This is a genomic window from Streptomyces sp. SAI-135 (genome assembly GCF_029893805.1).
GTDB lineage: Bacteria > Actinomycetota > Actinomycetes > Streptomycetales > Streptomycetaceae > Streptomyces.
On sequence record NZ_JARXYP010000002.1, the window covers coordinates 7,444,478 to 7,463,082 of the forward strand.

Here is an 18,605-nt window from a genome sequence, read left to right on the forward strand (position 1 = left end):
ACGGGGCGGCGGGCAACCGGACCGCCCGTGACAGGGGTCCTGGTGAGTGTGTGGTGGCGATGGCTGACTCCGGTGCGTGGCGGGAGCACGGGGCCCGACGGGCGGGCGTGCACCGACGAGTCCAGGGGCCGGCGGATTGTTGGGCACCCCCTGATCGGCGGACCAATCAATGCGCGGGCCCGGCCGTCGGCGGGTGGGACGGCCGTGAGCGAGGGGGGAGACGCCCATGGGGCGCCGGGAGAAGCCGCTTGATCCGAGGGCGGGGACCGTGCAGCGGTTCGCGTACGAGATGCGCAAGCTGCGCGCCGAGGCGGGCACCCCGACCTACCGCGCCATGGCCGCCGGGGCGGGCTATTCGGCGCCCACCCTCTCCGCCGCCGCGGCCGGCGAACGGCTGCCGACCCTGCCGGTGCTCCTCGCCTATGTCACCGCGTGCGGCGGCGACCCGCGGGAGTGGGAGGGACGGTGGCGGGAGGCCTGCGCCGAGTCGGCCGACGCGCGGGTCGCCGAGGACGCCGAGCAGGAGGACAGCCCCTACCCCGGACTCGCCCGCTTCGAGACGGGCGACGGGGAGCACTTCCACGGCCGCGACGACCTGATCGCCGAACTCCTCGCACTCACCGCCGGGAAGCGGTTCGTGGCGGTGGCCGGAGCGAGCGGAAGCGGCAAGTCGTCCTTGCTGCGGGCGGGGTTGATACCGGCCCTGCGGACCCCCTCGGCCGCGTCCCGCCCCGCACTCGCCGCCATCCGTCTGCTCACCCCCGGCCCCCACCCCCTCCGCACCCACCAGGCGCTCTTCACCCCGCACGACGGTCCCGGCGACACGCTGCTCGTCGTCGACCAGTTCGAGGAGGTCTTCACCCTCTGCGCGGACCCCGCAGAACGCGCCGCCTTCCTCGGGGAGTTGCTCGCGGCCGCAGACCCCGCGTCACGGCTGCGGGCGGTGATCGCCGTTCGGGCCGACTTCTACGGCCGGTGCGCGGAACACGGGCCGCTCGCCGAAGTGCTCAGCAACTCCACGCTGCTCGTCGGCCCGATGCCGCCGGCAGGGCTGCGAGAGGCGGTGGTGCGCCCGGCAGCCGCTCAACGACTGGTCGTGGAACGGGCGTTGACTGCTCGGATCGTCGCGGACGTGGCCGGTGAGCCGGGCGGACTGCCACTGATGGCGCACGCGGTGCGCGAGGTCTGGCGCAGGCGCACCGGCAGAACCCTCACCCTCGCCGCCTACGAGGCCGTCGGCGGTGTCCGCGGTGCCGTCGCGCACACCGCGGAGGCCGTCCACGCCCGGTGCACCCCCGCCGAGACCGCCGCACTGCGCCGCCTGCTGCTGCGGACGGTGAACCCCGGTGACGGCACCGAGGACACCCGCCGGCCCGTGGACCGCGCGGAACTGGACGCGGACGGGACGACGGCCCGCGTCCTCGAACTGCTCGTCCGCAACCGGCTGCTGACCGTCGACGGCACCACCGTCGACCTCGCCCACGAGGCGCTCCTCGGTGCCTGGCCCCGGCTGCGCGGCTGGCTGGACGAGGACCGCGAACGGCTGCGCCTGCACCGCGCGCTGACCGAGGCCGCCCTCACCTGGGACGCGCTGGGCCGGGATGCGGGCGCCCTGTACCGGGGCACCCGGCTCACGCGGGCCCGCGAGGCCTTCACCGACGCGGCGGAACTGAACCGGCTCGAACGTGACTTCCTGGCCGCGAGCGTCGAGGCCCACGAACGCGGCCGCCGTGCCGCGGCCCGAGCCGCCCGCCGACTGCGCGCCCTGACCGCCGCGCTCGCCGTCCTGCTGGTCCTGGCCGTGGCCGCGGGCGCGGCCGCCTGGCGGCAGAGCGGGGTCAGCGCACGGCAGCGCGACGAGGCCGAGGCCCGCCGGGCCGCCGCCCTCGTGGACACGCTGCGCGAGGACGACCCGCGCACCGCGATGCGGCTGGCCCTTGCCGCCTGGCGGACCGCCGACCTGCCGGAGACCCGGCAGGCGCTGCGCACCGCCGCCGCGCAGAGCGAGCGGGACGTGTTCACCGAGCCCGAGAAGGGGGACGCGCGGGCCCGGAACGCGCCCTCCTGGCTCAGCCGGGACGGGCGGATCCTGTCGACGGTGGTGCGCGACACGCTCGTCCAGTGGGACGTGCCGGCCCACCGGCGGCTCCGGTCGGTGACCCTCCCGGGCCTGTCCGAGGGCGTGAGAGACGTCAGCGACGACGGGCGCTTCGTCGCCCATTTCGCTCCCGGGGGCACCGGCCTGCTGGTCGCGGGGCTCACCGACGGCAGGACGTACCGGTTGCCGGTCGGCTCCTGGCGGGACGCCGACGTGGCGTTCGCACCGGGCGGCCGCACCCTGCTCGTACGGCGGCTCGTCCACGGCGCCGACGACGAACGGGCCACGCTGGAGGTGTGGGACGTGACGCGGCAGCGACTGCGGTTCCGGTACGAACGCGGCAGCGACGACGGCGCGTTGCCCGCCCAGAGCCCCGACGGCCGCCGCCTCGCCTGGTGCACGGACTACGGCGGGCACCTGCGCGTCCTCGACACCGGTGTGCCGCGCCCCGTCACCACCACGGTGCCCGACGCCACCGGCGGTCCCCTGTGCCGGGGCGACGAACTCACCTTCACCGCCGACAGCCGGGGCGTGGCGGCCAGTACCTCCCAAGGGATCGTGACCTGGGACCTGCGGACCCGACGCGAACGGCCCCGGCTCCCCCTGGCCGGCAGCGGGGACCTGGAGTTCGTCGGCGACTACGCCCTGACCTGGACCCTGGGATCGATCGCGCTGTGGCGCCCTGGCCTGCCCGACCCCGCGGACGACAGCGCGCGCGAGCCGCTGCTCACCTTCCCCGTCGACTCGTCGGCGGTGGGCGACCTGCGTCTGGACCTCGACGCGGGCGTGCTGCGCTACCGGGAGCAGGGGCGGACCAGTTCGGTGCACACGCTCTCGCTCCAGGGACTGACCGGCACCGCCTGGCGGGACCGGGCCGCGGAGACCGCGGCGTTCGACTACCGGGGCCGGCCGGTACGCGCCAGGGAGGCACCCGTCGTCGACCACCGGTCCACCGTCACCGTCGACCCGACCGGCCGCACCGCGCTGACCTCGGAAGGCACGCTCGTCAGTGTCTCGACGGGCAGGCGGCCCGCGGGAACCGAAGGTGTCGCAGGTGAGGACTACCTCACGGCGGGCGCCTTCAGCCCGGACGGCCGCCGCCTCGCCGTCGCCGACCTCCGCGGCCGCGTCACCCTGTGGGACGCGCGCACCTGGCGCAGACTGGCCGTGCTGCGCGGCGGCGGCTCCAACCGCCACGAGCCGGCGCTCGCCTTCTCCGCCGACGGCGCCCTGGTGGCCTCGAGCGACCCCGACGGCTCGGTGCACCTCTGGGAGACGGCCACTCCCGCGCTGCCGCCCGCGGTCCTCCCTGCGGGCGACGCCCCGGTGCTCGCCCTCGGGCTCACCCGCGACGGGGCCGCCTTGCACATCGCCACGCCCCATCTCGCCGACCGGGCACTTCCGTTGGCCCCGGAGAGCGCCGCACGCGCGGTGTGCGCGCGGGTGTCGACGGGACTCACCGAGGCGCAGTGGCGGCGCTGGTTCCCCTCGGCCGACCACCGCCGAACCTGCGGCACTTGACTTCGAGAACGCTTCAACTGATGTACTCCCCGGCGTCCAGGAGTTGACCGAGACACACAGGGGGAAGCCATGTCCGACGCACCGGTCGCACTCATCACCGGCGGTGGCAGCGGTATCGGCGCCGCGGTCGCGCGGCAACTGCTCGACGCGGGGCACCGGGTGGCCGTCACCGGCCGGGGTGAGCCGCGGCTGCGGGCCTTCGCCGAGGAACTGGGCGACCCGGAGGGGCTGTTGACGTTCGTCGGCAACGCGGCCGAGTACGGCGACGTCAGGGCTGCCGTGGACGGCACGCTCAAGGAGTTCGGCCGGCTGGACACCGTCGTGGCCAACGCGGGCTTCGCCACCCATGACACGGTGGCCGCGGGAGACCCGGCCGGCTGGTCCGAGATGGTGCTGACCAACGTGCTCGGTCCCGCCCTCCTCATCCGCGCCTCCATCGACGCGCTCAAGGAGACCCGCGGCCGGATCGTCCTGGTCGGCAGCGTCGCCGGGTTCGTCCACGGGCCCGGCAACATCTACGGGGCGACGAAGTGGGCGGTGACCGGGCTCGCCGAGAACGCCCGCCGTGAGGTCACCGAGTTCGGCGTCGGCGTCACCCTGATCGCCCCCGGCCGGACGGAGACGCCGTTCTGGGACAGCTACGGCAGCCTGCCTCCCGGTCACCTCCTGACCGCCGACCAGATCGCCGACTCGGTCGTGTGGGCCGTACGGCAGCCGGAGGGCGTCGACATCAACACCGTGGTCGTACGGCCGATCGGGCAGCCGGTCTAGGGCGGGGCCCACACGCACGACGGCCGGCGGCGCGTCCCGCGAACGGGAGCGCACCGCCGGCCGAACCGCACCGGGATCAGGCGGCGTTGAACGTCGAGGGGTCCGGGCCGAGGCGCCGGTCCTCGTTGAGCGCGCTGATCGCCGCCAGGTCCTCGTCGTCCAGGCTGAAGTCGAAGACCTCGATGTTCTCCGCGATCCGCGACGGGGTCACGGACTTGGGGATCACGACATTGCCGAGCTGGAGGTGCCAGCGCAGCACGACCTGGGCCGGGGTGCGGCCGTGCTTCTGGGCGATGGCCACGATCGCCGGGACCTCCAGCAGTCCCTTGCCGGAGCCGAGCGGCGACCAGGCCTCGGTCGCGATGCCCTGCTCCGCGTGGTACTCGCGGGCCGCGTGCTGCTGCAGGTGCGGATGCAGCTCGATCTGGTCGACGGCCGGGACGACGGACGTCTCGGCGATCAGCCGCTCCAGGTGCTCGGGTTCGAAGTTGGAGACGCCGATGGCCCGGATCCGGCCGTCCGCGTGCAGCTTCTCGAACGCCTTGTAGCTGTCGACGTACAGGTCGCGGGCGGGCGTCGGCCAGTGGATCAGGTACAGGTCCACGTAGTCCAGGCCGAGCTTGTCCAGCGAGGTGTCGAAGGCGCGCAGGGTGGAGTCGTAACCCTGGTCGCTGTTCCAGAGCTTGGTGGTGACGAAGATGTCCTCACGGGCCACTCCGGAGGCGGCGATGGCCTTGCCGGTGCCCACTTCATTGCCGTAGATCGCCGCTGTGTCGATGCTGCGGTACCCGGCCTCGAGCGCCGTGGCGACGGCGCGCTCGGCCTCGTCGTCCGGAACCTGCCAGACGCCGAAACCCAGCTGGGGCATCTCGACGCCGTTGTTGAGGATGATCGGGGGGACCTTGCTGCTCACGAGCTCTTGATCCTTACGGTTGTCGTCAGGTGGTACTCCCATCGTCAACGATCACGAGCCGTGATGCATTCCTGACCGGAGAATCTGTCCGGTCTCTTTGGTCCGGACCATTGACCGCCAACTGCCCTGCGGCCACCCTGGATTGCGTCACTGAACGTCGTACATGAATGTGAATGGTCTCTCTGTGAGGTGATGTATGTCATGAGCACATCCAGAAGGGCTCTGCTGGGCGCCGCTCTCGCCGGTGCGGCGGGAGCCGTGGGCGGCCTGCCCGCCACCTCTGCGCACGCCGCCTCCTGGCAGCAGAAGTGGGCCCCGACCGCGAGCGGCGACGGCCTCGGCGCCTTCGAGACGATCGAGGACGACCGCGCCGACTCGCACCCAGGCGGACAGCCCCACATCTACGCCACCGGCGACTACTGGCGCTTCAACATGCACATGGCCGACCGCGACACCTCCACCGATCGCCAGCGCCAGGAGGTCACCGGCCTGCGCACGAGCGGCAGCAGCTACCTGAAGTGGACGCAGGGCCAGACCTGGCGGGTCACCTACTCGATGTACATCCCGAGCTCGCTGAAGGCCACCACCAGCTTCACCCACATCATGCAGATGAAGCAGCCCGGCACCGGCACCTCGCCGATCGTCGTGCAGTCCCTGCGGCGGGTGAACGGAGCCCAGACCATCGAACTGAAACTGTTCGACAGCGACACCCTGGTGGGCCGCACCAGCCTCGACCCGCTGCACGACAGGTGGACCGACGTCGACTTCCAGATCAAGGTCGGCAACGGCTCGGCGGGCTCGGTCCGCTGGATCCTCAAGTCGGGCGGCTCCACGGTGGTCGACGCGTCGAAGACCGGGGTCGACACCTTCCTGGCGGACCGGGTGCGCCCGAAATGGGGCATCTACCGCTCCCTCGGCGACACCTCGGGGTCCCTCCAGGACACCTACCTGCTGCTGACCGGCCTGCGCGGCTACCAGCTCGTGTGAGGCGACTCAGGCCCGGTACAGCGCCTCGACCTCGTTCGCGTACGCCGTCTCGATCGCCTTGCGCTTCAGCTTCAGCGACGGCGTCAGCAGCCCGTGCTCCTCGGTGAAGGGCTGCGCCAGGATGCGGAAGGTGCGGATCGACTCGGCCTGCGAGACCAGGGTGTTGGCGGCCACCACCGCGCGCCGCACCTCGGTCTCCAGGTCGGCGTCGCGCACCAGCTGCGACGGGGGCATCAGGGGCTTGTCGCGCATCCCCAGCCAGTGCTCCACGGCCTCCTGGTCGAGGGTGACCAGGGCGGCGACGTAGGGCCGGTCGTTGCCCACCACGATGCACTGCGAGACCAACGGGTGGTCGCGCACCCGCTCCTCCAGCACGCCGGGGGAGACGCTCTTACCGCCGGAGGTGACCAGGATCTCCTTCTTGCGGCCGGTGATGGTGAGATAGCCGTCCTCGTCGAGGAAGCCGAGGTCGCCGGTGGCGAGCCAGCCGTCGTGCAGGGCCTCGTCGGTGGCCTTCTCGTTGTTCAGGTAGCCCTGGAAGACGTTGGCGCCGTACAGCCAGACCTCGCCGTCGTCCGCGATGTGCACGGTCATGCCCGGGATGGGCTGGCCGACCGTGCCGTAGCGGGTGCGCTCGGGCGGGTTGGCGGTGGCGGCCGCCGTCGACTCGGTGAGGCCGTACCCCTCGTAGATGTGCACGCCCGCGCCGGCGAAGAACAGTCCCAGTTTGCGGTCCATGGCCGAACCGCCGGTCATGGCGTGCCGGATGCGGCCGCCCATCGCCGCCCGCATCTTGGAGTAGACGAGCTTGTCGAAGAGCTGGTGCTGCATCCGCAGCCCCGCCGACGGCCCCGGACCGAGACCCCAGGCCTTGGCCTCCATGGCTTCGGCGTACTTCACCGCCACGTCGACGGCCTTCTCGAACGGTCCGGCCTTGCCCTCCTTCTCGGCCTTGCGGCGGGAGGCGTTGAAGACCTTCTCGAAGATGTAGGGCACCCCGAGGAAGAAGGTCGGCTTGAAGGCGGCGAGGTCCGGCAGCAGGGCGGCCGCGTTCATCTGCGGCTGGTGGCCGAAGCGGACCCCGCCGCGGATCGCCGCGACCTGCACCATCCGGCCGAAGACATGCGCGAGCGGCAGGAACAGCAGGGTCGCCGCCTCGTCGCCCTTCTTGGAGTGGAACACGGGCTCCCACCGCTCGATGACGGTGTCCGCCTCGTACATGAAGTTGCCGTGGGTGATCACACAGCCCTTGGGGCGGCCGGTGGTGCCCGAGGTGTAGATGATCGTCGCGACCGAGTCCGGGGTCACGGCCTGCCGGTGGCGGTGCACCACCTCGTCCTCGATGGCGGCGCCGGCGTCGTAGAGCTCCTGCACCGCGCCGGAGTCCAGCTGCCACAGCCGGTGCAGCCGCGGCAGCCGGTCGATGACCGTGGCGATGGTCATCGCGTGGTCCTCGTGCTCCACGATCGCGGCCGTGCACTCGGCGTCGTACAGCGCCCAGAAGCACTGCTCGGCGGAGGAGGTCGGGTAGACCGGCACCACCTGTGCGCCGATCGTCCACAGGGCGAAGTCGAACAGCGTCCACTCGTAGCGGGTGCGGGAGACGATGGCGACCCGGTCACCGAAGCGGATGCCCTGGGCAAGCAATCCCTTGGCGAGGGCCATGACCTCGTCGCGGAACTCCGCGGACGTCACGTCCCGCCACCGGCCGTTCTCGTCCTTGCGGCCGAGGGCGATGTGCACGGGGTCGTTCTGGGCATGCTCGAAGACGACGTCGGCCAGTCCGCCCACGGGGGGTGCCAACGCCAACGGAGGGTTGGTGAACTCGCGCAAACCCCGCTCCCCGCTCTCCCTGGCGCTCAGTGAAGCTCCGCACAGCGCCGTGAAAGCTACCCCACCCGGACATCCGGCGGGAGAGGGGTCGAAGCCGAGGGGTGCTCACGTATGGCCAGGTCAGTACCGGAAAATGCGCTCACATGGGGAAGGGTCGGACACAAAACTGACGGTTGAGTAAGTATCCGGGCCGCAATCTCCACGGAATCTGTACGTCCCGGCTACGGCTCGCCACCCTGGTGAAACGGTTGCCCACGGGGTGGTCGTCCATGGGATGCCGTCCCCTCTTCCCTCAGCGCCGCCGCCCCGTGATGCGTCACTCGGGCCGAGCGACTCACCCCCGGTGCAGCCGGTCCCCGCCCGCGAGGATCGCCGAGGCGAGCGCGTCCGCCGCCCCCTGGGCGGCCGTACGCCGACGGCCGTGGACCAGGACGAAGTCCACCCGCCCCAGCTCCGGCAGCCCGAAGCGGTCGGGCACCCGCACCAGCCCCGGCGGCACCAGCCCCCTGGAGTGCGCCATCACCCCCAGGCCGGCCCGCGCCGCCGCGATCAGCCCGTTCAGGCTCCCGCTGGTGCACACGATCCGCCACTCCCGCCCCTGCCGCTCCAGCGCCTCCAGGGCCAGCGTCCGCGTGATCCCCGGCGGCGGGTACACGATCAGCGGCACCGGGCGGTCCGTGTCCGGGCGCAGCCGCTCCGCGCCGATCCACACCAGCCGGTCGTGCCACACCAGCTCGCCCCGGGGATCCTCGGGCCGCCGCTTGGCGAGCACGAGGTCCAGCTTCCCGGCGGCCAGCTGCTCGTGCAGGGTGCCCGACAGCTCGACCGTCAGCTCCAGGTCCACCTCGGGATGGTCGTACCGGAAGCCCTCGAGGATCTCCGGCAGCCGGGTGAGCACGAAGTCCTCCGACGCCCCGAACCGCAGCCGCCCCCGCAGGCGTGTGCCCGTGAAGAACGCCGTCGCCTGCTCGTGCACCTCCAGGATCCGCCGGGCGAACCCCAGCATCGCCTCACCGTCCTCCGTCAGCTCCACGGAGTGGGTGTCGCGGCTGAACAGCTGCCGACCGGCGGCCTCCTCCAGGCGCCGCACGTGCTGGCTCACCGTCGACTGGCGCAGCCCGAGCCGCCGGGCGGCCTGCGTGAAGCTCAGGGTCTGCGCGACCGCCAGGAAGGTCCGCAGCTGCGAGGGGTCGTACACCGCCCCAGGTTATCGCGGAACGTGATGACAGTCAGAGCGGTATGCGGGATTCCCGATCAAGGAGTGAAGGAGGACGATGGAGGGGGACCCTCCGGCCAGAGGGAGGTGCCCGCCATGACCCCGTACCGTCGAACACGAGCAAGTGGAGCACCGTGAAGCGCCTGAAGTGGCCGGCCTGGATGCCGGTCGACCCGTACATCCTGCTGCTGCTCGGCACCGTGGGCCTCGCCGCCCTCGTACCGGCGCGCGGGACCACCGCGGACGTGGCCTCCGGAGCCTCCACGGCGGCGATCGCCTTCCTCTTCTTCCTGTACGGCGCCCGCCTGTCCACCCGTGAGGCCCTGGACGGCCTCAAGCACTGGCGCCTCCATGTCACGGTCCTCGCCTGCACATTCGTGATCTTCCCGCTGCTGGGCCTGGCCGCCCGCGGACTCGTCCCGGTCTTCCTGACCGACCCCCTCTACCAGGGCCTGCTCTTCCTCACCCTGGTCCCCTCCACCATCCAGTCCTCGATCGCCTTCACCTCGATCGCCCGCGGCAACGTGCCCGCGGCGATCTGCGCCGGTTCCTTCTCCTCCCTGGTCGGCATCGTCATCACCCCGCTCCTCGCGGCCGCCCTGCTCGGCAGCAGCGGTGGCGGGTTCTCGGCGGACTCGCTCCTGGAGATCGTGCTCCAGCTGCTCGTGCCGTTCCTGGCGGGCCAGTTGACGCGCCGCTGGATCGGCGGCTTCATCACCCGGCACAAGAAGGTCCTCGGCCTCGTCGACCGCGGGTCGATCCTGCTGGTCGTCTACACCGCGTTCAGCGAGGGCATGGTCCAGGGCATCTGGCACCAGGTCAGCCCGCTCAGGCTCGGCGGCCTCATGATCGTCGAGGCGGTTCTGCTCGCCCTGATGCTCACCCTGACCTGGTACGGCGCCAAGGCGCTGCGCTTCGGCCGCGAGGACCGCATCGCCATCCAGTTCGCCGGTTCGAAGAAGTCCCTCGCCTCCGGACTGCCCATGGCCAGCGTCCTGTTCGGCGCCCACGCCTCGCTCGCCGTGCTGCCGCTGATGCTCTTCCACCAGATGCAGCTGATGGTCTGCGCGGTGATCGCCAAGCGCCGCTCGCACGACCCCGTCCCGGAGGAGACCGGGAAGGTCAGCGCGTCCGGGTCAGCCGCAGCGTCACGAACCGCGGTCGGTACAGCGACACGTTCCGGCTGAGCTGCGCCGACGCCAGGGTCGTCTCCAGCCAGTTGACGTCGTAACTGAGCACCAGCCGTCCCCCGCCGCTCAGTTCGAGGTGCGCCTGCGGGTTGTACGCGGCGACCTGACCGGCGGGCAGGGACGGGGTGAAGTCCTTCTCCGGCCCGTGCCACGGCCCGGTGGGGGAGCAGGCCCAGTACGAGGTCACGGCGGCGAGCCCCTTCGTCCCCGCCGCCATGGTGAACAGCACGTACGTGCCGTCCTGCCGTACGACCGAGAAGGCACTGCCCACCCCGGTGCGCCGCCCGTCCCCGAGCACCGGGCGCGGGCGGGCGCCGGTCGTCCAGGCCGAGCCGTCCCAGTACTCCCAGGCACCCGGCTCGGCGAGAGCGCCCCTCGGCACCCGGGCCACGTAGGCCGAGGACACGGACCGGGACGCGGCCCGGCCGTCGTCACCGCCGAAGACGTACGTCCAGTCGCCGTCCTCGACCAGTGTGGTCCCGAACAGCACCCGCCGGGACGGGTCCCCGACCCGCCGCTCGTCGAGGACCTCGGTGACCGACTCGACGCGCAGGCCGGGCAGCGAGAGCGTGGCGACCTCGGTGGCGGTCGGGACGCCGTAGATCCACGGGGAGCTGCCCGCCGTCCGCACCCACAGCAGCACCCTGACGACCTGCTCGTCGGAGCCGGGGGAGCGGGGTTCGACACGGGCCGCGACCGGCCAGCGCCACTGGCCGGGACCGGGGTCGGGGAACAGGGGCGCCGGCAGGGTGGACTCCAGTCGGCCGCCGCGCATCAGCACTGCCGAGTTGCGCACCAGCGGGGCGGTGGTGTCCCGCCAGGCGTACGACTCGCCGAACGGGTTGGGCGGGCCGTGCACCTGGCCGAGGTAGGTGTCGGAGAACAGCCACAGCAGCCGCCCGTCGGGCAGCCGCACCGAATGGGTGCCGTCGCCGCCGGTCCAGTCGTCGCCGCGGGCGCCGTCGTCGCCGTAGCGGGCGAACTCTCCGGTGAGCCGGTCGTGCGCCGACCAGGAGCCCACGGTGAGCGGGGTGCAGTCGCCGCCGTCCCGCCCGCCGTCGTCCGGAAGGGCGGTGAGCAGCACGGCTCCGAGCACCAGCGCCAGCAGCAGACCGACGCCGGTGCCGGTTCGCTGTCGTGCTCGTGCGTCCTCGGGCACGGGTCGCGACGTTAGCGGCTCACGTCCACCCGGTCCATGGGCAGCCACAGGACGGCGTCCCCGGAGACGGCGCCCGCGCCGGTGATCTCCGCGTCGCTCAGGGCCCGGTCCCACACCCGGACCTCGTCGATCGCGCCGGTGAAGTGGGCCCGGCCGTCCATGCGCTGTCCGATGTGCACACCGAACGGCGCGTTGCGGCTGACCGAACCCGGCACGTCCGGTGCGCCGACCGCCGTGGCGTCGACGAAGAGCGTGAGCCTGCCGCCGCCCCGGCGCAGGGCCAGGTGGTGCCACCGGCCGTCGTTGTACGCGCCGTTCACGCTCACCGTCGCGGTCCGCACGGTCGTCGCGCCCTCCCGGACGGTGATCAGCCCGCGCACCCGGCCGCTCGCCGGTTCCCCGCGCAGCCACACCTGCGGCTGGGTGGGGCCGACGCCGCCCATCCACAGCATGGGCTGCTCCCCGGCCGCGGCGGTGTACCGGAACCACAGCGACGCGGTGAAGTCCCGGGCGCCGAGCGGGAGTTCCTCGCGATACGGCAGTCGTACGGCGTCGTCGGCACCGTCGAATCCCAGGGCCCCGCCGACGACCCCGGTCCGCTCGCGGGCGCCGCCGAGCACGGCCGCGGGAGGGGCGAGGGGAGCGCGGTCCGGAGTGGTCGGGTCGGGGCCGCGGCGCGGTGTCAGCGAGTCCTCGGAGAAGCGGGCGAAGCGGATCTCGTCGCGCGCGTCCGCGACCCCGCCCTCGTACAGCAGACCCACCGTGTCCTCGTCGACCGGGGCCATGTCGGAGTAGCCGGACCAGTCGGTGGTGACGACCGTGGCACGGTCGGGGGTGTCCCAGGTGCGGCCGCCGTCGTAGGAGGAGCGGATCGTCATCGTGCGGCGCCGGTCCGGGTCCGCCGGGCAGGACAGCAGCAGGCGCGCGCCCAGACCGAGGGTGGCGCACTGGACCTGCGGCGCGTACAGGTCCGGGACGGCCCGGAAAGGGGCGGTGAAGCTGTCGCCGCCGTCGGTGCTGAGGGCCTGGGTGCGGTGGCCGAGGTCGGTGCCGTCCTGTTCGCGTCCGCTGACGAGGACGGAGCCGTCGGCGCGCTCGGTGAGCGTGACCTCGGAGGGCTTCTGCCGGAAGGTGCCGTCGGCGGCGACCGGCCAGGAGTCGGTGGCGCCGACCCGCCAGTGCTCGCCGCCGTCGTCGCTCACCACCAGCGCCGCGTGGTTCGCGCTCACCCGGCTGCCGTCCCACGTCTCGGCGTTGACACCGAACACCAGCCGCCCGGCATGCGGGCCGTGGCCGAGCTGGATGCCGTGCACGGGGCCGGTGGCGTACCAGGAGGTGGGGGACGGGGGCAGGATCTCGTCGCTCAGGTCGCGGGGCGCGGACCAGGTGCGGCCGTCGTCGTCGCTGTACCGGAGGTGCGGGGTGCGGTCGCAGGGTGCCCGGCAGTTCCCGCTGTCCGCACGGCCCGTGTTGTACGTCTCGGCCAGCAGGACGCGGCCCGTCCCTCGGTCCACGACCGGAGCGGGGTTCCCGTGGGTGTCGCCCCCGCCCTCGTCGACCACCTGGAGGGGGCCCCAGGTGCGGCCGCCGTCCGTGGACCGTTTGAGGACGATGTCGATGTCGGTGGCGTCCCCGCAGTTGAGGACCCGCCCCTCGGCGAACGCGAGCAGGGTGCCGCCGGTCGTCCTCACGATCGCCGGGATGCGGAAGCAGGCGTAACCGGGATCCCGGTCGGCCTTGAAAAGGATCTGCTGCTCGAACCCCGGTGCGCCGGACGGGGGCCGGGCGTGCGCGGTGCCCGGCAGGGCGAGGAGGGCGGCGGTGGCGGACACGGCGGTCAGGGAGGATCTCAGACGTGCGCGACTCGACGTCACGGGCGCCCTTTCAGTTGTCCGTACTTGTGTCCGTGCGTCACGTCTGTCCGTACATCACTTCAGTCCGTACGTCCGAGGATGTGACCTTCGGGTCACGGACGGTAGTTCCGCACCCCGTGCGTCACAAGAACCCCACGCGTGTCCCGTCACGGATGGAGTACGACCTTCCCGAGGTTGCGCCGCGCCTCGATCACCCCGTGCGCCTTCGCCGCGTCCGCCAGCGGGAACTGCCCGTGCACGACGGGCCGCAGGGTGCCGTCCAGGAACATCTCCCACAGCTCCCGTCGCCACCGCTCGTACAACTGCGGCCGTTCGCGGGCGATCCGCGCCATCTGGAAGCCGGTGACGGACTTGGCGCCGACGAGCAGGTCGTACGCCTGGATGGTCCCGCCGCCCGAGCTGTACGCCACCAGCCGCCCGCCCGGGGCCACGGCGGCGAGCGCCGGGCCGAGCAGCTCACCGCCGACCGCGTCCAGGACGTAGTCGACGGGTTCCCCCCAACTCCCGTTCTGGTAAAGGACGGTGGCGTCGGCGCCGAGGGAGCGAACGAACTCCGCCTTGGCCGGGCCGGACACCGCGCCCACCACCCGGGAGGCGCCGCGGATCCGAGCGAGCTGCACGGCGAGGTGGCCGACCCCGCTCGCCGCCGCCGTGACCAGTGCCGTCTCTCCCGGTTCGGGCCGGGCCGCCGCCAGTGCGCCGAGCGCGACGAGCCCGCTGCGCACCAGGGCGACCGCGTCGACGGCCGAGGCGCCGTCGGGGACCGGCGAGGCCATGGACTCGTGCAGCAGCGCGAAGTCGGCGTAACCATGACCGAAGCACAGCCCCGTGACGCGGTCACCCGACCGGAAGCGGGTGACCCCGGCACCGGCGGTCACCACCTCGCCGGCGAGCTCGCCGCCGAGCGGCACGGGCTGCGCGGCCTCCGTCACCTTGCGGACGACGGGGAGCGTGACACCGATCGCCTCACAGCGCACGAGCAGCTCGCCCGGGCCCGGCTCGGGGGCTGGCACCTCCTCCAGGAACAGCGGGCCACCCGTGGACCGGTACCGGACGCGACGCATCGCACGACCTCCCGAGAATTCATTGGACTTCCCAACGATGACGAGGAACGACCATAGAAGGCAAGTCGTTGGGAAGTCCAATGAAATCTGGCTAGGCTGGCCGCATGGCCGAAGCACCCCTGCCCGCGATCCGCTCCCTCCCCAGCTGGCTCCTCGGACGCGCCGCCGCCCGCGGGCGGGCCCTGGTCGGTGAGGCGCTCGCCGCCGAGGGCATGAAGATGTGGCACCACGTGGTGCTCTCCGCCGTCCGCGACCTTGCCCCCGTCGCCCAGGCCGACCTCGGCCGCGCGGTGGGCCTCGACCCCAAGGACCTCGTCGGCATCCTGAACGACCTCCAGTCGGCCGCTCTCGTCCTGCGCAGGCCCGACCCCGGGGACCGCCGCAAGAACGCGGTCACCCTCACCGGCGAGGGGGCACGGCTGCTGAAACGCTGCGAGCGGGCCGCCCGCCAGGCCAACGACGAGCTGCTCGCCCCCCTCTCCACGGACGAACGCGCCCAGTTCATGGGCCTGTTGATCCGGATCTCCGGCACGGAGGGCTGATGACGGATAACGTTCCGTCATGACCGGACCCCTCGCGCTCGATCCCGCGCGCAGCGCCCTCGTACTCGTCGATCTGATGGACCGGATCGTCGCGCTGCCTCTGGAACCCCGCAAAGGCACCGAAGTCCTCGCCGTGGCCGAGGAGTTGGCGTCCGCTTTCCGTGCGGCCGGGGCACCCGTCGTGCTCGTGCGCGTCGAACGGCCCGGCGTCGCCGACCAGCCACCCGGCAGCGGCCTGGTGCCCGGCCTCGCCCGCCACGGCGACATCGAGATCGTGAAGCGGACCATCGGCGCCTTCCAGGGGACCGGTCTGGAGGCGCGCCTTCGCGAACTCGGGGTCACCACCCTCGTGTTCGGCGGGATCGCCACCAACCTCGGCGTCGAGTCCACCGCCCGGGCCGCCCTGGACCTCGGCCACGACCTCGTCTTCGTCGAGGACGCCATGACCGCCTTCACCGCCGCCGAGCACGAAGCCTCGGTACGGCTCGACTTCCCGCGCCTGGGCACGGTGGTGACGGCGGACCAGGTGCGCTTCGTGGCGGGGTGACCGCTCGGACCCCGGGCGGGCGAAGACCTGACCGAACGGCCGGGGCGGGCAGCCGGTCAGCCCCGGGCGGTCGATGCCTCCAGGGCCAGCCGGTGTTCTCCCGCGTACACGTTCATGGAGTGGCCGCGGAGGAAGCCGACGAGGGTGAGGCCGGTCTCGGTGGCGAGGTCGACGGCGAGGGAGGAGGGGGCCGAGACGGCGGCGAGGAGGGGGATGCCGGCCATGACGGCCTTCTGGGCGAGTTCGAAGGAGGCGCGGCCGGAGACGAGCAGGATGGTGCTGGAGAGGGGCAGGTTGCCGTTCTGGAGGGCGCGGCCGATGAGTTTGTCGACGGCGTTGTGGCGGCCGACGTCTTCGCGTATGTCGAGGAGGTCGCCGGTGGGGCTGAAGAGGGCGGCGGCGTGCAGGCCACCGGTCCGGTCGAAGACGCGTTGGGCTGCGCGGAGTTGGTCGGGGAGGGTGGCGAGGAGGTCGGGGTCGATGTGCAGGGGGGGTGTGTCGTGGAGGGGATGGTGGGTGGTGGTGCGGACGGCGTCGAGGCTGGCTTTGCCGCACAGGCCGCAGGAGCTGGTGGTGTAGACGTTGCGTTCGAGGGTGATGTCGGGGACGGTCACGCCGGGGGCGGTCTTGACGTCGACGACGTTGTAGGTGTTGGTGCCGTCGCTGGTGGCGCCGGCGCAGTAGACGATGTTCTGCAGGTCGCTCTGCCGGGCGAGGACGCCTTCGCTGACGAGGAAACCGGCGGCGAGGGCGAAGTCGTCGCCGGGGGTGCGCATGGTGATGGCGAGGGGTTTGCCGTTGAGGCGGATCTCGAGTGGCTCTTCGGCGACCAGGGTGTCGGGGCGGGAGGAGATGGCCCCGTCGCGGATGCGGATCACCTTGCGTCGTTCCGTGACTCGTCCCATATGTGTCTCAGTCCCGGTTCTGTACGAGCTGGTAGCCGAAACGGCCCTTGCTGCAGAGGCTGCCGTGGGGCACCGTCCCGTCGGCCGGGGCGGTGACCTTCACGATCTCATTGTCCTGCACATGGAGCGTGGGCCCGCAGCTCACTCCGTGACGCACACACGCTGCGGGTACGGGTCCGCGCCCCTCGTCGTCCCAGGTACCCGCCGCCCGCATGTCGAACTCCGACCTGAGGGCTCGCTGCCGAGTCACGGGTCGCGCTCGGCATGGCGGACCACCTCCCGGAGCTCATGGTAGACGAGAAATTGTCTACAGTATGGGTTGCGGCCGGGCAAGAGGGCGGTGCCCGAGCCGAACCCGACCCCGCTCAGGAAATCCACCGGCTCGACCGTTCGTCGCGTCCGGGATACCGCTCATCGCATACGGTCGACGTGCCGCCTTCTCAACTAACCTGATTGTTCCTACCGTTCGGGATCATGAGTCCCCCTGTCGCGCCGCCGGGCTGGAGCCGCTGGCTCGTCCCCCCGGCCGCTCTCTCGGTCCATCTCTCCATCGGGCAGGCGTACGCCTGGTCCGTGTTCAAGCCGCCGCTCGAGTCCGCGCTCGGTCTCAGCGGCACGCAGAGCGCACTGCCCTTCCAGCTCGGCATCGTGATGCTCGGCCTGTCCGCCGCGTTCGGCGGCACGCTGGTGGAGCGCAACGGGCCGCGCTGGGCGATGACGGTGGCGCTCATCTGCTTCTCGTCCGGCTTCCTGCTGTCCGCGCTGGGGGCGGCCACCGAGCAGTACTGGCTGATCGTCCTCGGCTACGGCTTCGTCGGCGGCATCGGCCTCGGCATCGGCTACATCTCACCGGTGTCCACCCTGATCAAGTGGTTCCCCGACCGGCCCGGCATGGCCACCGGCATCGCCATCATGGGCTTCGGCGGCGGCGCGCTCATCGCCTCGCCCTGGTCGGCGCAGATGCTGGAGTCCTTCGGTTCCGACAGCTCCGGGATCGCCCTCGCGTTCCTCGTGCACGGGCTGTCGTACGCCGTCTTCATGCTGCTCGGGGTCCTGCTGGTGCGCGTACCGCGCGGCGAGAAGCCGGTCGAGAACGCGCCCAGCGCCTTCGACGGCCCCCAGGTCTCGGCGCGGGGCGCGGTGCGCACGCCCCAGTTCTGGTGCCTGTGGATCGTGCTCTGCATGAACGTCACCGCGGGCATCGGCATCCTGGAGAAGGCCGCCCCGATGATCACCGACTTCTTCAAGGACACCTCGACGCCGGTCTCGGTGTCGGCAGCGGCCGGTTTCGTCGCGCTGCTGTCGGCGGCCAACATGGCCGGGCGCATCGGCTGGTCCTCGACGTCCGACCTGATCGGACGCAAGAACATCTACCGCGTCTACCTGGGCGTGGGTGCGGCGATGTACGGGCTCATCGCGCTGTTCGGCGACTCCTCGAAGCCGCTGTTCATCCTGTGCGCGCTGGTGATCCTGTCCTTCTACGGCGGCGGTTTCGCGACGATCCCCGCCTACCTGAAGGACCTCTTCGGGACCTACCAGGTCGGCGCCATCCACGGCCGGCTGCTCACCGCCTGGTCCACGGCCGGTGTCCTCGGCCCGCTCATCGTGAACTGGATCGCCGACCGGCAGGAGGAGGCGGGCAAGAGCGGCTCCGCCCTCTACGGGACGTCGTTCGTGATCATGATCGGGCTGCTCGTCGTCGGTTTCGTCGCCAACGAACTGGTCCGCCCCGTCAGCGCCCGCCACCACATTCCCGCACCGAGGGAGGCCGCCGATGTCACAGCCCGACAGCAGTCAGAGTCCGCCTGACCGGCGCCCGCTCATCGCCCTGGCCTGGGTGTGGGTGGGCACACCGCTCGCCTACGGGCTCTACGAGCTCGTGCAGAAGGCCACGCAGTTGTTCACCAAGTAACTGTTCGGCAGGTGTTCGGGCGTCCGAAGGGGTGAGGGAAGCCGACAACTCGGGCGCCCGTTTCCTGTGGCCT

15 protein-coding genes and 1 pseudogene are annotated in these 18,605 nt (G+C 72.0%); 8 read left to right on the plus strand and 8 right to left on the minus strand.

All coding sequences use genetic code 11. The annotated features are described in order from the left end of the window. The first annotated feature begins 226 nt into the window (after positions 1–226). Complete coding sequence (locus M2163_RS38035) at positions 227–3,619, plus strand: hypothetical protein (protein ID WP_280896261.1); 3,393 nt, start codon at positions 227–229, stop codon at positions 3,617–3,619. 69 nt (positions 3,620–3,688) lie between these two features. Continuing rightward, positions 3,689–4,390 carry an SDR family NAD(P)-dependent oxidoreductase gene (locus M2163_RS38040; RefSeq protein ID WP_280848376.1) on the plus strand — a complete coding sequence of 234 codons (702 nt, stop codon included), beginning with the start codon at positions 3,689–3,691 and terminating at the stop codon, positions 4,388–4,390. A 76-nt stretch (positions 4,391–4,466) separates the two neighbouring features. Here the strand turns inward: M2163_RS38040 and M2163_RS38045 are convergent, their stop codons facing one another. Beyond that, positions 4,467–5,303 carry an aldo/keto reductase gene (locus M2163_RS38045; protein ID WP_280848375.1) on the minus strand — a complete coding sequence of 279 codons (837 nt, stop codon included), beginning with the start codon at positions 5,301–5,303 and terminating at the stop codon, positions 4,467–4,469. A 201-nt stretch (positions 5,304–5,504) separates the two neighbouring features. Here M2163_RS38045 and M2163_RS38050 point away from each other — a divergent pair, with 201 nt between their 5' ends. Then, the gene (locus tag M2163_RS38050; RefSeq protein WP_280896262.1) at positions 5,505–6,290 is read left to right on the plus strand and encodes a heparin lyase I family protein; all 786 of its coding nucleotides are present in this window, start codon (positions 5,505–5,507) and stop codon (positions 6,288–6,290) included. 6 nt (positions 6,291–6,296) lie between these two features. On the opposite strand, the gene M2163_RS38055 is transcribed toward M2163_RS38050, so the two are convergent. Further along, on the minus strand, positions 6,297–8,123 hold the full coding sequence (locus tag M2163_RS38055) for an AMP-dependent synthetase/ligase (RefSeq protein ID WP_280848373.1): 1,827 nt from the start codon (positions 8,121–8,123) through the stop codon (positions 6,297–6,299). A gap of 334 nt (positions 8,124–8,457) precedes the next feature. Continuing rightward, the gene (locus M2163_RS38060) at positions 8,458–9,321 is read right to left on the minus strand and encodes a LysR substrate-binding domain-containing protein (RefSeq protein ID WP_280848372.1); all 864 of its coding nucleotides are present in this window, start codon (positions 9,319–9,321) and stop codon (positions 8,458–8,460) included. A gap of 179 nt (positions 9,322–9,500) precedes the next feature. Between M2163_RS38060 and M2163_RS38065 the strand changes: the two genes are divergently transcribed. After that, positions 9,501–10,526, plus strand: coding sequence for a bile acid:sodium symporter family protein (locus M2163_RS38065; protein ID WP_280897378.1), 1,026 nt, complete (start codon positions 9,501–9,503; stop codon positions 10,524–10,526). On the opposite strand, the gene M2163_RS38070 is transcribed toward M2163_RS38065, so the two are convergent. The 3 genes from M2163_RS38070 to M2163_RS38080 all read right to left on the minus strand — a co-directional run bounded on the left by M2163_RS38070 (position 10,462) and on the right by M2163_RS38080 (position 14,626). Continuing rightward, the gene (locus tag M2163_RS38070) at positions 10,462–11,688 is read right to left on the minus strand and encodes a DUF4185 domain-containing protein (protein WP_280896263.1); all 1,227 of its coding nucleotides are present in this window, start codon (positions 11,686–11,688) and stop codon (positions 10,462–10,464) included. The genes M2163_RS38065 and M2163_RS38070 overlap by 65 nt on opposite strands. A gap of 11 nt (positions 11,689–11,699) precedes the next feature. Next, positions 11,700–13,562: a sialidase family protein gene (locus M2163_RS38075; protein WP_280896264.1), complete on the minus strand. Its 1,863-nt coding sequence runs from the start codon at positions 13,560–13,562 to the stop codon at positions 11,700–11,702. A gap of 146 nt (positions 13,563–13,708) precedes the next feature. Further along, a complete protein-coding gene (locus tag M2163_RS38080) occupies positions 13,709–14,626 on the minus strand; it encodes a zinc-binding dehydrogenase (protein ID WP_280896265.1) in 918 nt (305 codons plus the stop codon). Positions 14,627–14,730: 104 nt separating this feature from the next. Between M2163_RS38080 and M2163_RS38085 the strand changes: the two genes are divergently transcribed. Both M2163_RS38085 and M2163_RS38090 read left to right on the plus strand, forming a co-directional pair. Continuing rightward, on the plus strand, positions 14,731–15,168 hold the full coding sequence (locus M2163_RS38085; protein ID WP_280848368.1) for a MarR family transcriptional regulator: 438 nt from the start codon (positions 14,731–14,733) through the stop codon (positions 15,166–15,168). A gap of 19 nt (positions 15,169–15,187) precedes the next feature. Beyond that, a complete protein-coding gene (locus tag M2163_RS38090; protein WP_280896266.1) occupies positions 15,188–15,715 on the plus strand; it encodes an isochorismatase family protein in 528 nt (175 codons plus the stop codon). Between the two features lie 56 nt (positions 15,716–15,771). Here M2163_RS38090 and fdhD read toward each other — a convergent pair whose 3' ends face one another. Together fdhD and M2163_RS38100 are read right to left on the minus strand one after the other, a co-directional pair. After that, on the minus strand, positions 15,772–16,620 hold the full coding sequence (fdhD, locus tag M2163_RS38095; protein ID WP_280848366.1) for a formate dehydrogenase accessory sulfurtransferase FdhD: 849 nt from the start codon (positions 16,618–16,620) through the stop codon (positions 15,772–15,774). 7 nt (positions 16,621–16,627) lie between these two features. Beyond that, positions 16,628–16,855 (minus strand): annotated as a pseudogene (locus M2163_RS38100) (Fe-S-binding domain-containing protein); the annotation flags it as partial. A 239-nt stretch (positions 16,856–17,094) separates the two neighbouring features. Between M2163_RS38100 and M2163_RS38105 the strand changes: the two are divergent. After that, positions 17,095–18,429, plus strand: coding sequence for an OFA family MFS transporter (locus M2163_RS38105; protein WP_280896267.1), 1,335 nt, complete (start codon positions 17,095–17,097; stop codon positions 18,427–18,429). Next, the gene (locus tag M2163_RS38110) at positions 18,395–18,532 is read left to right on the plus strand and encodes a hypothetical protein (protein ID WP_167347977.1); all 138 of its coding nucleotides are present in this window, start codon (positions 18,395–18,397) and stop codon (positions 18,530–18,532) included. Before M2163_RS38105 ends, M2163_RS38110 begins: the two co-directional genes overlap by 35 nt. The last annotated feature ends 73 nt before the right edge of the window (positions 18,533–18,605 follow it).

Bases quoted from the DNA above. Each gene is read 5' to 3' on its own strand.
- M2163_RS38035 (WP_280896261.1), top strand. From the start codon at position 227: ATGGGGCGCCGGGAGAAGCCGCTTGATCCGAGGGCGGGGACCGTGCAG.
- M2163_RS38040 (WP_280848376.1), top strand. From the start codon at position 3,689: ATGTCCGACGCACCGGTCGCACTCATCACCGGCGGTGGCAGCGGTATC.
- M2163_RS38050 (WP_280896262.1), top strand. From the start codon at position 5,505: ATGAGCACATCCAGAAGGGCTCTGCTGGGCGCCGCTCTCGCCGGTGCG.
- M2163_RS38065 (WP_280897378.1), top strand. From the start codon at position 9,501: ATGCCGGTCGACCCGTACATCCTGCTGCTGCTCGGCACCGTGGGCCTC.
- M2163_RS38080 (WP_280896265.1), bottom strand. From the start codon at position 14,626: ATGCGTCGCGTCCGGTACCGGTCCACGGGTGGCCCGCTGTTCCTGGAG.
- M2163_RS38085 (WP_280848368.1), top strand. From the start codon at position 14,731: ATGGCCGAAGCACCCCTGCCCGCGATCCGCTCCCTCCCCAGCTGGCTC.
- M2163_RS38090 (WP_280896266.1), top strand. From the start codon at position 15,188: ATGACCGGACCCCTCGCGCTCGATCCCGCGCGCAGCGCCCTCGTACTC.
- fdhD (WP_280848366.1), bottom strand. From the start codon at position 16,620: ATGGGACGAGTCACGGAACGACGCAAGGTGATCCGCATCCGCGACGGG.
- M2163_RS38105 (WP_280896267.1), top strand. From the start codon at position 17,095: ATGAGTCCCCCTGTCGCGCCGCCGGGCTGGAGCCGCTGGCTCGTCCCC.
- M2163_RS38110 (WP_167347977.1), top strand. From the start codon at position 18,395: ATGTCACAGCCCGACAGCAGTCAGAGTCCGCCTGACCGGCGCCCGCTC.